Origin of the sequence: Bradyrhizobium sp. ORS 285 (assembly GCF_900176205.1) — a bacterium.
GTDB lineage: Bacteria > Pseudomonadota > Alphaproteobacteria > Rhizobiales > Xanthobacteraceae > Bradyrhizobium.
In genome coordinates, this window is record NZ_LT859959.1 from 4,391,099 (window position 1) to 4,404,747 (window position 13,649).

General features: G+C 63.5%; 11 protein-coding genes and 1 tRNA gene. 7 read left to right on the forward strand and 5 right to left on the reverse strand.

Going from position 1 to position 13,649, the window contains the following annotated elements; genetic code table 11:
• Positions 1-14 precede the first annotated feature (14 nt).
• Positions 15-2,291, reverse strand: a complete 2,277-nt coding sequence (locus tag BRAD285_RS19830) for an arylsulfatase (RefSeq protein WP_035644254.1) — start codon at positions 2,289-2,291, stop codon at positions 15-17.
• Between the two features lie 153 nt (positions 2,292-2,444).
• Here BRAD285_RS19830 and BRAD285_RS19835 point away from each other — a divergent pair, with 153 nt between their 5' ends.
• Positions 2,445-3,167 carry a TetR/AcrR family transcriptional regulator gene (locus BRAD285_RS19835; RefSeq protein ID WP_006609112.1) on the forward strand — a complete coding sequence of 241 codons (723 nt, stop codon included), beginning with the start codon at positions 2,445-2,447 and terminating at the stop codon, positions 3,165-3,167.
• 58 nt (positions 3,168-3,225) lie between these two features.
• A complete protein-coding gene (locus BRAD285_RS19840; protein WP_006609113.1) occupies positions 3,226-4,296 on the forward strand; it encodes a tetratricopeptide repeat protein in 1,071 nt (356 codons plus the stop codon).
• A gap of 13 nt (positions 4,297-4,309) precedes the next feature.
• Here the strand turns inward: BRAD285_RS19840 and BRAD285_RS35445 are convergent, their stop codons facing one another.
• Positions 4,310-4,948, reverse strand: a complete 639-nt coding sequence (locus BRAD285_RS35445) for a hypothetical protein (protein ID WP_006609114.1) — start codon at positions 4,946-4,948, stop codon at positions 4,310-4,312.
• A 774-nt stretch (positions 4,949-5,722) separates the two neighbouring features.
• Between BRAD285_RS35445 and BRAD285_RS19845 the strand changes: the two genes are divergently transcribed.
• The 3 genes from BRAD285_RS19845 (at position 5,723) to BRAD285_RS35840 (ending at position 8,441) form a co-directional block, all read left to right on the forward strand.
• Positions 5,723-5,796: transfer RNA gene (locus BRAD285_RS19845), tRNA-Gln, on the forward strand.
• Between the two features lie 169 nt (positions 5,797-5,965).
• The gene (locus BRAD285_RS19850) at positions 5,966-8,209 is read left to right on the forward strand and encodes a tetratricopeptide repeat protein (protein WP_006609115.1); all 2,244 of its coding nucleotides are present in this window, start codon (positions 5,966-5,968) and stop codon (positions 8,207-8,209) included.
• Between the two features lie 76 nt (positions 8,210-8,285).
• A complete protein-coding gene (locus BRAD285_RS35840; protein WP_172889794.1) occupies positions 8,286-8,441 on the forward strand; it encodes a hypothetical protein in 156 nt (51 codons plus the stop codon).
• Between the two features lie 263 nt (positions 8,442-8,704).
• Here BRAD285_RS35840 and BRAD285_RS19865 read toward each other — a convergent pair whose 3' ends face one another.
• A complete protein-coding gene (locus tag BRAD285_RS19865; RefSeq protein ID WP_006609118.1) occupies positions 8,705-9,211 on the reverse strand; it encodes a hypothetical protein in 507 nt (168 codons plus the stop codon).
• 156 nt (positions 9,212-9,367) lie between these two features.
• Here BRAD285_RS19865 and BRAD285_RS19870 point away from each other — a divergent pair, with 156 nt between their 5' ends.
• Positions 9,368-9,817, forward strand: a complete 450-nt coding sequence (locus tag BRAD285_RS19870; RefSeq protein ID WP_006609119.1) for an NUDIX hydrolase — start codon at positions 9,368-9,370, stop codon at positions 9,815-9,817.
• 13 nt (positions 9,818-9,830) lie between these two features.
• On the opposite strand, the gene hpaD is transcribed toward BRAD285_RS19870, so the two are convergent.
• Positions 9,831-10,748 (reverse strand): 3,4-dihydroxyphenylacetate 2,3-dioxygenase, encoded by a 918-nt coding sequence (gene hpaD / locus BRAD285_RS19875; RefSeq protein WP_006609120.1) that lies wholly within the window; start codon positions 10,746-10,748, stop codon positions 9,831-9,833.
• 170 nt (positions 10,749-10,918) lie between these two features.
• The gene (locus tag BRAD285_RS19880) at positions 10,919-11,440 is read right to left on the reverse strand and encodes an Hsp20/alpha crystallin family protein (protein ID WP_006609121.1); all 522 of its coding nucleotides are present in this window, start codon (positions 11,438-11,440) and stop codon (positions 10,919-10,921) included.
• Positions 11,441-11,887: 447 nt separating this feature from the next.
• Here BRAD285_RS19880 and BRAD285_RS19885 point away from each other — a divergent pair, with 447 nt between their 5' ends.
• Positions 11,888-13,642 (forward strand): ATP-binding protein, encoded by a 1,755-nt coding sequence (locus BRAD285_RS19885; RefSeq protein ID WP_083846310.1) that lies wholly within the window; start codon positions 11,888-11,890, stop codon positions 13,640-13,642.
• Positions 13,643-13,649 lie beyond the last annotated feature (7 nt).

Consider the following 13,649-nt stretch of genomic DNA (forward strand, 5'->3'; position numbering starts at 1 on the left):
CTTCGCGCCCTGCTCTACTGCCGCGCCATCTCGGCATTGCCGACGCTCTCGCCATCCAAACTCTGCTCGTTCTGCATCGTTACCGTCACGTGCGAAAGCCGGCCGGTGAAGGCAAACGGGGCGGTGTAGTCCGAGACCGGGCTACCGCGGTCATGGCCGATGTCGAGACCCGACCAGGAGATCAGGGTGTGGAAGGCGAGCTGGGTGGTCAGCGCGCCGGCCTCCTCGCCGTCGATCAGCAAGGTGTACTGGCTGATGCCGGTGCGCGCGCCCTTGGCCGGCTCGGTCTGCCGCCGAAGACGCTCGACGCACAGGCCGAGGCGATGTGCGCCGGCCGGCACTGGGCGTGTCGAGCGGACGATCTCATGGCGGCCGCCGATGTTGAGATCGTGCACGAGATGGCCGTCCTTGAGGTAGAGGCTGTAGCCCGAGGTGGCGTCGCCATGGGCGATCAGCACGCCGCTCGCACCCTCCTCGGTCTCGACATGCGCCTCGATCAGGTAGTCACGACTGCGCACGTCGGGCGCGACGTCGGTCGGCACATGGCCCATGCCGGCATGGAAGGTGAAGCGCGTGCGCGCGCCATGGACGCGCGCGGCGTTCTCGGCAAAGCGCGGGCCTAAGCGGTCGTCGAGCGGCAGCACCTGGTGCGCCTCCGCCTGCTCCCACCACAGCTTCACCAGTGCCGCGAGCCGCTCCGGCTCGGCGGCGGCGAGATCATGCGTCTCGGAGAAATCCTGCGCAAGGTGAAACAGCTCCCATTTGTCGTTGTCGAACGGCGTGCCGGTGGGATGAAACGCGACCGCCTTCCAGCCGTCATGCCAGAGCCCGCGATGGCCGAACATCTCGAAATATTGCGGCACCGGCTTCGACGGCGCATGCGCATCCCGGATAGAGGACGCGAAGCTCACGCCCTCCAGCGGCATCTGCGGCACGCCGGCGATCACCGCCGGCGCAGCGATGCCGATCAGGTCGAGCAAGGTCGGTACGAGATCGCAGGCATGGACGAATTGATGGCGGAGCTCGCCACGCGCGGCGATCCGCTTCGGCCACGACAGGATGAAGGGATCGCGGATGCCGCCGCCATGGGTGTTCTGCTTGTAGCGCTTGAGCGGCGTGTTCGACGCCATCGCCCAGCCATGCGGAAAGTTCGAGTGTGTATCGGGGCCGCCGATGTCGTCGATCCGTGCGAGCTTCTCGGCGATCGGCTCCGGCTTGAAGTTGAACGGCCCCATCGCATTGACGAAGCCGAGCGGCCCGCCCTCCTGGCTGGCGCCATTGTCGGACATCACGATGACCAGCGTGTTGTCGCGCTGACCCGTCTTGTCGAGGAAGGCGAGCAACCGGGCCAGGTGCCGGTCGGCATGGTCGAGCATGCCGGCAAACGCCGATTGCAGCCGGGTGAAGACGCGTCGCTCGTCCAGGGAATGCGCCTCCCAGGCCTTCACGCCGTCATTGCGCGGCGGCAGGTCCGTCGTCTCCGGCACCAGCCCCATCGCCTTCTGCCGCGCCAGACGCTGGGCGCGCTCGACATCCCAGCCATGGGCGAAGACGGCATCGTAGCTCTCGATGATGTCCCGCGGCGCCTGATGCGGCGCGTGGCAGGCGCCGAGCGCGAGCCAGGTCAGCCATGGCAGCTCGGGCCGGTCGGCGGTGTGGTCGGCGATGAAGCGGATGGCCTGATCGACGAGGTCCGCGGTTAAATGATAGCCGTCGGCGTAGCTGCCTGGCGGCGGGATATGCGTGTTGTCGAGCACGAGCTCGGGCGCATATTGATCGGTCTCGGCGTCGAGAAAGCCGTAGAAGCGATCGAAGCCGCGGCCGAGCGGCCAGCCGTCGAACGGCCCGGTGGCCCCGCTCTCTGTCAGCGGCGTGACGTGCCATTTGCCGACCATGTAGTTGCGATACGCGTGCGCGCGCAGCATCTCGGCGAGCGTTCCCGCTTCGCGCGCGATCTTGCCGCGATAGCCGGGATAGCCTGAATCGAAGTTGGCGAGGCAGCCGACGCCGACCGAATGGTGGTTGCGGCCGGTCAACAGCGCCGCGCGCGTGGTCGAGCACATCGCGGTGGTGTGGAAGCCGGAATAGCGCAGCCCCTGCGCCGCCAGCGCGTCGATCGCGGGCGTGAGGATCAGCGAGCCGTAGGAGCCGAAATCGGAGAAGCCGACATCATCGAACAGCACCACCAGGATGTTCGGCGCGCCCTCAGGGGGCTGCGGCGGCGCCGGCCACCACGGCTTTGAGCCCGCGATGGTCCTGCCGATCGTGCCGCCGAATGCAGGCTCGCTCATGGCTCGTCCTCCCCTGTCGCTCGCGTCGCGGCCCCAGGCGGCCTTGCGACAGCGGCGTTGGTCTGGTTGCGGCAATCGCACTCCTTGGAGGGCAGCGCCGCTTGCCTCAGATCATAATCATAATTATGATTACTATTCCAGACGGAGAGTTTCATGCCCCCCCAAATTTCAGCGGTCGACCTGCCCGGCGTCACGCCCTCGCGGCAGCAGCGCAGCCGCGAGACGACGCTGGCGCTGCTGACTGCCGGCGCCGAACTGCTGCGCACGCGCAGCCTCGCGGAGCTGTCCATCAGCGACCTTTGCGCTGACATCGGAGCCACCGTCGGCGCCTTCTACAGCCGCTTCGACAGCAAGGAGGCCTATTTTAACGCCCTGCTCGCGCTCACCCTGGAGGACGGTCGGGAGCAGCTCCTGAAGCTGCCGGCATCGGAAGCGGCCCCTGCCGGCGACCTCGACGCGCAGTGTCATCTGCTGGTCCGCGGCACCGTCCTCTGGATGCGCCGCCACAAGGGCGTGCTCCGCGCCGCCCTCGTTCGCAGCGAAAACGGGTCCAACAACTGGACCGGCTTCAAGGATCTGGCGCAGGCGCTGTCGCAACGCGCGGCGCTGCTGCTCCGCCCGACGGCTGACGGCGCCAGCGCCGGCCGGCGCAAGCCGACGGCGACCGCGGAGGAGCGCAAGACGGTCGCGTTCGGCATCCAGGTCGTGCTCGGCACGCTGGTGAATGCCATCCTCAACGATCCCGGCCCGCTCTCGATCGACGACGACGAGATCGCGGAGCGGCTGGGTGCCTGCCTCGTCCTGCTGCTGCGGTCCGCGCCGGGCGGTGGGGAGTGCGGGCACCTTCGCCCGGCAACAGAGAAAGACACTTTTTAGTTCGCTAAGGTTCGACTATAAAAAGAAGAAGATCAACATTGCCTGGAGGACGCGGTAGATGTCTTACGGGAAACCGATTTCATTATTGCGCGGCTGCACTGCGATGGCGCGGGTTCCAGCGAATAGACGGCTAGCCTCCGCCGCACTCCTAGCAGTTTCACTCTCACAAGTCAGTGCTGCTGCGGACGAATTGGCTAACTGCGCGCAGGCTGACGGCGATGCCGCTATTTCCAGCTGCTCATCGATAATCGATGTAGGAGAGTATTCTAATCCGGACCTAGTTCGCGCCCACCTCCTTAGAGGTTATGCCTATTCTGTAAAGGGAAACTACGACCGCGCAATAAAGGACTACAATGTAGCAATTGACCTTGACCCCAACAATGCGGTTGCGCACTACAACCGGGGGACGATTAAAAGCAACATCGGCGAATACGACCAAGCCATTTTAGATTACACTAAAGCTATTGAGCTCAAGCCGGGGCTTTCTGACGCCTTTAACAATCGCTGCTTTGCTTACAACGCAAACGGAAATTACGAGAAAGCCGAAGCGGACTGCCGCCGTGCAATAGAACTCGATCCGAACCAAGCGAATTTCCACCTGGGACTAGGAAACGTTTTGAATAGCAAGAAGGAATATGAGAGATCCTTAGAAGAGTACGGCAGAGCAATTCAACTGGATAGCTCAAACTCGAACGCCTTCCTCGGCCGCTGCAGCGTCAACATCAAACTTAACAAGCTCGATCTTGCAATCAGGAATTGCAGCAAGGCTATTGAACTACAACCAAATAATCCGATCGGGTGGAATAATCGCTGCTGGGCACAGGCAGTTCTCGGGCAACTAGAGCCTGCTTTGAGCGACTGTAATAGAGCTCTAGATCTGCAGCCGAACGATCCATATTCGCTCGACAGCAGAGGACTTACCTTTTTCAAAATGGGGGCCCTTGACAAGGCGATACTCGACTATGATCAAGCCCTGCTACTTCAGCCTGGTCGACCGAACTCACTTTACGGAAGAGGCCTGGCAAAGCTGAAGAAAGGAGATTTAACAGGAGGAAATAAGGATTTGGATGCAGCGAAGAAGGCAGACTCTGAGGTTAGCAACCAACTAAGCTTGTTTGGAGTCAAATGAGCGCCTTCTGCAATCAGATTAGTTTATCCCTTTTTTTTACGCTTGACGCCGAATTAGAAGTCTCAGTGCGAGTTAGCTTTTTTACAGTCACCTTACCAATATCGATAGTTCTGAAGAAAGGATCGATCGTTGCCTCGTCTCGCTTGAACAAGCTCCAGAATGCCCACCACGGCGGCGGCTCGATCTTCGGCAACGGCTGGGGGCCCCAGCCAGAACTAGCTGGGAAAGAGATGACGATCTTAGGCAGGCGCCCCTCACTCTCTTCCGGAACTTTAAACCTAAAAGTCGCCCCGTCGTGACCAAGAATATTTGGATGCGTTCGGACATCCATTTGACTAAGTACTTGCTCTAGCGCGTCAATGTCTCCGCCGGATTCGTCAGTCAGACTGATTTCACCCCGAATTTCCCAATATGGACGGATAGCACTACCTATATAGTTCTTCGTCGCATCAACTTGTGACTTTATAAGCAGAAAGATGATCAAGTATGCAGCAAATGCGCCTCCGGTATTAATTGTCAGACCGGCAAGAGGTCCCGACGCAGCAAGGGGGGCGTTGGGGAAAAGACGGTAGATCAAAATTGCAGGCAAAAGGGGCAACGCCACCCATATGGCCAGCAACAAAAGAAGAGAAACTAATGTGAAAAGTATCATACGCCGCCCCGCGGTACTACTCGGCCACCCGGGTTAAAAGAAAGCTCGGCTCGCTAACGCGGGTCAGCCATCACGCAAGTGATCGCCGGACTCCCCGGAGAGCATAGCAGGCCAGTCATCAAAATCACAGTGAGAGTCGCAACAACAAATTTCTTCATGGCTACCCCCTAACGTTTCGATCAGAGTAACTTAGCTTATAGCTTACCGCAAGTAGAACGCATATTTGCTACCCGGACTGCATCTAGTATGGCCTAGGTGACATTTGCGCTTGTAACAGAGCGTTTTTTTTCGGCGTTCTAGATCCCGTTGTAAGTCTCCGCCGTCGCTGATCTCGATCTACGTCTCAGCCCCAAGTGCAACTTGGCCCCGTATCCCGTGTACTCGCGACGCAGAATTGGGATCAGCAGCAGCTGGCCAAGCTTGCGGAGCCTCTGCTTTCTTACTTGCTAGTGTTGGCATGACCGTTGGCGCCCCCTCCCCAACGGCCCGCTCTTAAAATACCGCAGAAAGTGCCCCTGCGCCGTCCAGAGCTCAGCCCGCAATCTTAGACATCCGGCGTCCAGACCGCGTGAACGCGAGCCGGCCGACCCGGGCAGGCCGAGCCCCGGGGCCAACGCGTTGCAAACCAGGTTGAAATCCGTCATCCAGCGGCTTGCCAAAGCCGCGGACATGCGGGTAGAAGGACGCGTCGCCGCCGCCGGCCTGCTTCGCGGACCGGTTCGCAAAACGATGCCAGACAGTCCACCAAATGGTTGAAACTGCTCGGCATTCCGTTGGGGAATGGTGTAACGGTAGCACAACAGACTCTGACTCTGTTTGTCTTGGTTCGAATCCAGGTTCCCCAGCCAGCTTGATCTCGCCGCGACGGCCTGCGGCGTGACGCCTCCCTCTTCGTGATCCAAGCCGGCTCTCTCACGCGCCCCTTCGACGCCCCCCTCGTTAACCTCTGCTCATTGCGAATCGACGAGAACGGAACAACCATTCCGGACAACGGAACGCGTCGGCGGAGGAGTCCACGTGCAGAGCAGCGTCGGGTCGCGGGCCTTTCAGAACGCACGGCTTCAGAAGCGCGCCAAGAAGCAGGCGGACGCGCTGTTGCCGGCGGCCGTGAAGGCCTATCGCGAGGGCCGCCATCAGGAGGCGCAGGCGCTGTGCCAGCAGATCCTGCAGGAGCTGCCGCAGCATTTCGGCGCCCTGCATCTGCTCGGCGTGTCCGAACGGGAGTGCGGCCGGTTCGATCAGGCCGTGCTGCTCCTGACGCGAGCGGTCGAGATCGACCCGCGCGCGGCGGACGCCCAGTCCGATCTCGGCGTCGCGCTGTCCCGGCTCGGCCGTCACGAGGACGCCCGCGCCCGCTTCGAGCGCGCCATCGCGCTCAAGCCGAACTTCCCGACCGCGCTCACCCATCTCGGCAATGCGCTGATGAGCCTGTTCCGTTTCGAGGAGGCGATCTCGGCGCATGACCGCGCCATTGCGCTGAAGCCCGACTATGCCGAGGCCTACGCCAATCGCGGCATGACGCTGCTGTTCACGAGCCGCCACGCTGAGGCCGGCCAGAACTTCGACCGCGCTCTCTCGCTGCAGCCGCGGTTGCTGTCCGCCCTGTTCGGCAAGGCCGTCGCCAGCACCTATCTGCGCGACTTCGACGCTGCACTGGCCGCGCTGAATACGGCGCTGGCGATCAATCCGAATGCGGGTGCCGTGATCGCCCAGCGCGGGCGGGTGTATCAGGAGCTCGGCAAGTTCGAGCAGGCGGAGGCTGATTTCGACGCCGCGCTCGCGCGTGAGCCGCTTCTCGAAGCCGCCCTTTGCGGCAAGGCCACGGTCACACTCGCCAATGGCCATCTCGCGCAGGCGATCGCCGTCAGCAACAAGGTGCTGGCCCAGAACCCGAACTCGGAGCTCGCCTGGACCCTGCTCGGCGTCTGCGCCGCGGCGCAGGGCGACACCGCCACGGCGATCGAGCATTACGACCGCGCGCTCGCGATCAACCCGCATCATGAGGACGCGATCACCAAGAAGATCTTCGCGCTGGATTTCCTGCCCGACGTGACGGTCAAGCGCCTTCAGGCTGAGCGGAAATATTGGTGGGACGCGATCGGGTCACGCCTGCCACAGCGCTCGCTCGGCGCGCGGGATCTCGATCCGGATCGGCGGCTGGTCGTGGGCTACGTCTCGTCGGATTTCCGCGACCACTCGGCCGCTTTCGCCTTCATGCCCATCCTGCGCCACCACGATCACGCGAAGTTCGAGATTATCGCTTATTCCTGCTCGCCGATGCAGGACGCCAAGACCGAGCTGTGCCGTGCGCTGGTCGATCGCTGGGTCGACGCCTCGCTGTGGAGCGACGACAAGCTCGCCGATCAGATCCAGGCCGACAAGGTCGACATCCTCGTCGACCTCTCCGGGCATTCCGCCGGCCACCGGCTCACACTGTTTGCGCGCAAGCCCGCCCCGATCCAGGTCTCGGCCGTCGGCAGCGTCACCGGGACGGGTCTGCCCGTGATGGATTATCTGCTGGCCGATCCCGTCGTGATTCCAGCCGCGGTCCGGCCGCTGTTTGCCGAGCGGATCTACGACTTGCCGTCGCTCATCACGATCGAACCGCCGCCTCCTGTTCCGCCGTCGCCGCTGCCGATGCTTCGGAACGGTTACGTCACCTTCGGCGCGTTCAATCGCATCGACAAGCTGTCGGACCCGACGCTCAGTCTCTGGTCGAAGCTGATGGCTGCAACGCCGGGATCGATCATCGTCGTCAAGAACCATTCCATGGGCGATGCCCTGATGCGTGACCGATTGATCGCGCGCTTCGTCGCTCACGGCATTGCCGCGGACCGCGTTCGTTGTGAGGGAAAGACGACGCGCCAGGCCCATCTTGCAATGTTCGCCGATATCGACATCTCGCTCGATCCGTTCCCGCAGAATGGCGGCATCTCGACCTGGGAGTCGCTGCAAATGGGCGTACCCGTCGTCACCAAGCTCGGCAGCGGCCCCGCCGCTCGCGCCGGCGGAGCGATCGTCAAGGCGGTCGGCCTCGACGACTGGGTCGCCGAGGATGACGACGCCTATCTCGCCATCGCGCTGAAATTCTGCTCCCGGCCCGCAGAGCTCGCCGCGCTGCGCGCCCGTCTGACGGACCTGGTCTCGCATTCAGCCGCCGGAGACAACGCGCTCTACACGCAGCAGGTCGAACAGGGCTATCGCAAGTTCTGGCAGGACTACTGCGCACAAGCGACGGCCGGCGCGGGCGATCGGAATTAACCCGCCATTCACCACGATGTTCACCCGCCCGGAACGATGCAATTTGCATCAAATTATCAGTTCAGGGAGACGGGACATGAGCAGACTGATGGATCTCGAAGACCAGATTGCGCGGGCCGAACGGCTGCAGCGGAGCATCACCGATACGGTGACGATCGAGCGTCTCAGGCAGTTCGCGGCCGAGTGCCGCCGCGAGGCCGAACGGCTGTCGCACCACCGCCACGCAGCGTGAGGCGCGGCGCGCGTCAGGATGGTCACCGCAGGCCCGCAGCGGACGCGGGGCGATTGGACATTCGGAACTGTCTCAGCGAACGATCCTGCCGATGATTTTATCCGTCATGCCCGGGCTTGTCCCGGGCATCCACGCGGTTCTCAGCGCGCCGGACGACGTGGATGGCCGGGACAAGCCCGGCCATGACGTTGTGGAGATGGACCAGCGCAAAACCTCGATCGTCATATGCAATCGTCATCGTCGCGGACGGCGCGCGCGGCCGCTCACGAGCAGGTCGTGACCATGTTGGTGCAGAGCTGCCGGGTCCAGCCGATGCCGGCCTTGACGCGGATCTTGGCGAATGGGCCGGAGCAGCCGAGCAGTTCGACCGTCTGATCGCCGCTCGCATGGGCGTCGAGCTTGGCGCTGGTGGCGACGGGATCACGATAGATCACCGCGCCGTTCTGCAGGCCGCCGACGCCGACAACCGCGCGGTGCATGAAGCCCCTGCCCTGGAAGATCACCGTCTCCTTGTCCTGATCGACATCGATGAGGACGGCACGGTCGATCTCGAACCAGTCGCCCTGCTGCGCCGTCAGGTGCACGACGATCCAACCATTGCTGGTCGGATTCTTCAGCGCCTTGAGCACCGTGCCGCCCGGCTCGGCGCGCACATTGGCGCCGTTCGGATCTGGATCGGTGATGTCGACCGCGACATTGCAGGCCTCGCGGCCAGCCGCAACCGCTCCGGACGTCGAGAGCAGCAGCAGCAACAAAATTCGTCCAAGCATTGCGGGACCCGGGTTGATGGTCTCTGTCCGGTTTGGTCGCTGTTGCCGCTGCGAAGTTCACCCGCCATTGGCCCGCTCTCGCGCACACAAAGGCGTGTCGTCCGGCTAAACGCGTGCTAATCGCCGCGTGCTCTTTGCGGAACGTCGAAAGCCTCCATGCGTGAACGCCCCTCCTCGCGCCTGCTCGTCCTCGATCCCGAGGGTCGCCTGCTGCTGTTCAAGTTCGTGCATCTCGCCGGCGCGCTGGCCGGACAGGCGTTCTGGGCGACGCCGGGCGGCGGGCTTGATCCGGGCGAGAGCTACGAGGCCGCGGCGTGCCGGGAGATGTTCGAGGAGACCGGCATCCGCATCGATCATCCCGGGCCTGAGATCGCGCAGCGAGCGGTGATCTTCACGCTGGTCGACGGCGAAGAGGTCAGCGCGGACGAGCGTTACTTCCTCATCAAGGTCGCGCAGGCCGAGCTCTCGTCGATGCATTGGACCGAGCTCGAGCGCGCGGCGATCGCCGCGCAACGCTGGTGGCAGAGGGACGAACTGGCGGCGACGTCCGACCAGGTGTTTCCCGAGGACATCGTCGAGATGCTGACGCGCGCCGGGGTCTGGTAAGGCAAGCGCGCCGTCAGAGCCGCCCACCGGCAAGTGCCGCGGCGCGCGGGCGGCCGACATCCTCGAGTGCCGGCGGCATCGGCGAGACCGGAAACACCGCGTTGATCTGGCCCGTCCCCGAGGATGGGAAGAACGGCGTCACCACCTCGACGCCGCGGTCGTAATGGTTCCAGCCGAGCGCACCGAGCAGCATGGCGGTGTCGTGCATGAAGCCCTCGCCATGGCCCTTGCTGGCATATTCCGGCAGCATGTCGCAGAAGTCGGGCCACTCGCCCTGCTCCCACATCTGGATCACCTCGTGGTCGAGCCGCTCCAGGAACGGGCTGAACATCTTGTCGCGATATTCGTCGGCCGTGCCGTTCTGGGCGAAGCGATGGCTGAGGGAGCCCGAGGCGAAGAACGCGACCGTGCCGTCATAATAGTCCTCGACCGCGCGGCGGAACGCCCAGCCGAGCTTGGCGCTGTCGGCGAGATAATGCGAGGTGCACAGCGCCGACACCGACACCACCTTGAAGTGGCGGTCGGGGTTCATGTAGCGCATCGGCACCAGCGTGCCGTATTCCAGCGCCAGCGAGGTCGCGTCATGCGCCATGGTCGCCACGCCATGCGCGTTGGCGCCGTTGGCCAGGATGTGGCCGAGCTCCGGATTGCCGTCGTATTCATACGTCATGTTCGCGATGAAGTGCGGCAGCTCGTTGGAGGTATAGAGCCCCTGGAAATGCGGCGCGCAATTGATGTGATAGCCGGCATTGACCAGCCAATGCGTGTCGAACACGACGATGGTGTCGACGCCGGCCTCGCGGCAGCGCCGGCCGATCTCGAGATGGCCGTCGATCGCCGACTGCCGCTTGCCCTTGGCCGGGCCATCGAGCTCGCTGAGATACATCGACGGCACATGTGTGATCTTCGCCGCCAGCGCGAGCTTGCCCATCCCTCGTCTCCTTCCGATCGTTCCCCGGCCTGACAGCGCCGGACATTTTGCTTGGGCGGCAGATTACCCCTCCAGCCAGACGAAAAAAAGGGCCGCAATCGCGGCCCTCCCTGAGCGTCCGAACCATCTGCTGTCCCATGATCCTGGGACAGCGCGCGCGGCTGCGCGGCTCACGCCGCCTTGATGTCGATGGTCTTGGCGGCCTTCTGCACCTCCGGCTTCTTGGGCAGGGTCACCTTGAGCACGCCCTGTTTGAACACCGCCTCGATCTTGTCGGTGTCGACGCCGTCAGGGATCTGGAAGGAACGCTCGAACGAGCCGAAGCTGCGCTCGCGGACGTAATAGTCCTTCTTCTTCTCCTCCTTGTCCTCCGACTTCTCGCCCTTGATCGACAGCACGCCGCTGGCGACCTTCACCTCGACATTCTTCTCGTCGAGTCCGGGCAGCTCCGCCGTGACCTCGTAGGCATTGTCGTGCTCGGCGACGTCGACCGCCGGCGCCACGGCAAACGATCTCGCGCGCGCAAGGCCCGGCAGTTGGTCGAACAGCGACGGGGTGCGCCAGACTCCGCCGTGGAAGTCCTCGAACACGCGATCGATCTCGCGGCGCAGGTTCTCGAACGGCCGCCATCCCTGCAAGGATGGCGCATTCGCCTTGTCGGTGTTGACGGGCAGCTTGGTGGGTTCAGCCATGATGTCATCCTCCTGCTTCACGCGAGGATCGGCTCTTCAGCGGCATGAGCGGCCGGTTCACAGCGCGATATCGGCCGCATCCGCTCCCTCGCGCTTGACGGGAAGAATATACCGGGCACACGGCCGTTCCAGATTGATCGCGATCAAATCGCCGCGCGCTCGCCCTCGCCGTCGTTCAATCGATCAGCCCGCGCGCAAAGCTGAAGCAGCCCTTAAAAATGGTAAACCGAACGTAAACCGGAGCAGCTCGCGCGACGCTTTAGCAAAGCCTGCAGAAAGCGTTACGTCCCAATGCGTTACGCGCAGTTGAGGAACCGCGCTTGCAGCGCAGGGCAGCATCCTCCCACGCCGCGGAAGGCAGGCCATGCGTTCATCATGATGAGCGGTTTAACAAATTGTCCAGTCAGAGCGGCGAAGGTGTCGGCGCAACAATTCACCACAGGTTTCATGACCGTGACATCCTTCGGACGCGTGATCTCGGTGCGAGGCTCCCAGGCCCGCGTCGGCATTCTGTCGACACAGCAGATGACCGTCTCCGACATCCGCGCGACAGTCGGCCGCTTCATCAGCATTCGCTGCCCCAGCGCCACCATCATCGCCATCATCACCGAGGTCACCAGCGAGGACCTTTCGCAGGCCAGCGAGTACGTCGCGACCGCGTCGGTGGACCTGCTCGGCGAGATTCTCGGCCCCGCCGAGAAGCCGAAGTTCCAGCGCGGCGTCACCCATTATCCGACCATCGGCGACGCCGTGGACATGATCACCAGCCAGGAGCTGCGCACGATCTACACGCCGACCGCCGGCGACCACATCGACATCGGCGCGCTGCAGCAGGACACCTCGGTGCGCGCCTGCGTCAATGTCGAGGAAATGCTGTCGAAGCACTTCGCGGTGCTCGGCTCGACCGGCGTCGGTAAATCGACCGGCGTGTCGCTGCTGCTCAACGAGATCCTCAAAGCGCGACCCAACCTGCGCATCTTCCTGCTCGACGTCCACAACGAATATGGCCGCTGCTTCGGCGACAAGGCGCTGGTCCTGAACCCGCGCAATCTGAAGCTGCCGTTCTGGCTGTTCAATTTCGAGGAGATCGTCGACGTCCTGTTCGGCGGCCGTCCGGGCGTGCCGGAGGAGCTCGACATTCTCGCCGAGGTGATCCCGCTGGCGAAGGGCATCTACACCCAGTACCAGAACACGGACCGCATCGGCCTGAAGCGCATCGATCCGAAGACGGTGGGCTACACGGTCGATACGCCGGTGCCCTACCGCCTCGTCGACCTGATCAACCTGATCGACGAGCGCATGGGCAAGCTCGAGAACCGCTCCTCGCGCATCATCTATCACAAGCTGATCTCGCGCATCGAGACCGTCCGCAACGACCCGCGCTACGCCTTCATGTTCGACAACGCCAATGTCGGCGGCGACACCATGGCCGAGGTCATCAGCCATCTGTTCCGCCTGCCCGCCAACGGCCGGCCGATGACCGTGATGCAGCTCGCCGGCTTCCCGGCCGAGGTGGTCGACTCCGTGGTCTCGGTGGTCTGCCGCATGGCGTTCGATTTCGGCCTCTGGAGCGATGGCGTCTCGCCGCTGCTGTTCGTCTGCGAGGAAGCGCACCGCTACGCCTCCGCAGACCGCTCGATCGGCTTCGGCCCGACCCGCAAGGCGATCTCGCGCATCGCCAAGGAAGGCCGCAAATACGGCGTCTATCTCGGTCTGATCACGCAGCGTCCGGCCGAGCTCGACGCCACCATCATCTCCCAGTGCAACACGCTGTTCACGATGCGCCTCGCCAACGAGCGCGACCAGTCGCTGCTGCGCTCGGCGGTGTCGGACGCCGCCGCCAACCTGCTCTCCTTCGTGCCCTCGCTCGGCACCCGCGAGGTGCTGGCGTTCGGCGAAGGCGTCGCGCTGCCGACCCGGCTGCGCTTCAAGGAGGTGCCGCCGCATCAGATGCCGCGCAGCGAGGCGACCATCGCCACGGTGCGCTCGGTCAATGCCGGCCACGACATGCATTTCGTCAGCGCGGTGCTGGAGCGCTGGCGTGGCGCCACATCGAGCCGCGACGCCGCAAATGGCGACGGCGGCATGAGCGTGGGCAGCGATCGCGGCAGCCTGCCGAACTCGCTGGACGCCCCGATGCTGCAGCCGTCGATGGGCCTCGATCCGGACCGGTTCTCGCTGCTCAAGAAGCCGCTGCGCTAACCCTCCC

What these genes read in the sequence shown, in the direction of transcription:
- BRAD285_RS19885 (WP_083846310.1), top strand. Translation starts at nt 11,888, where the DNA reads ATGACCGTGACATCCTTCGGACGCGTGATCTCGGTGCGAGGCTCCCAG.
- BRAD285_RS35840 (WP_172889794.1), top strand. Translation starts at nt 8,286, where the DNA reads ATGAGCAGACTGATGGATCTCGAAGACCAGATTGCGCGGGCCGAACGG.
- BRAD285_RS19835 (WP_006609112.1), top strand. Translation starts at nt 2,445, where the DNA reads ATGCCCCCCCAAATTTCAGCGGTCGACCTGCCCGGCGTCACGCCCTCG.
- BRAD285_RS19880 (WP_006609121.1), bottom strand. Translation starts at nt 11,440, where the DNA reads ATGGCTGAACCCACCAAGCTGCCCGTCAACACCGACAAGGCGAATGCG.
- BRAD285_RS35445 (WP_006609114.1), bottom strand. Translation starts at nt 4,948, where the DNA reads ATGATACTTTTCACATTAGTTTCTCTTCTTTTGTTGCTGGCCATATGG.
- BRAD285_RS19865 (WP_006609118.1), bottom strand. Translation starts at nt 9,211, where the DNA reads ATGCTTGGACGAATTTTGTTGCTGCTGCTGCTCTCGACGTCCGGAGCG.
- hpaD (WP_006609120.1), bottom strand. Translation starts at nt 10,748, where the DNA reads ATGGGCAAGCTCGCGCTGGCGGCGAAGATCACACATGTGCCGTCGATG.
- BRAD285_RS19870 (WP_006609119.1), top strand. Translation starts at nt 9,368, where the DNA reads ATGCGTGAACGCCCCTCCTCGCGCCTGCTCGTCCTCGATCCCGAGGGT.
- BRAD285_RS19830 (WP_035644254.1), bottom strand. Translation starts at nt 2,291, where the DNA reads ATGAGCGAGCCTGCATTCGGCGGCACGATCGGCAGGACCATCGCGGGC.
- BRAD285_RS19840 (WP_006609113.1), top strand. Translation starts at nt 3,226, where the DNA reads ATGTCTTACGGGAAACCGATTTCATTATTGCGCGGCTGCACTGCGATG.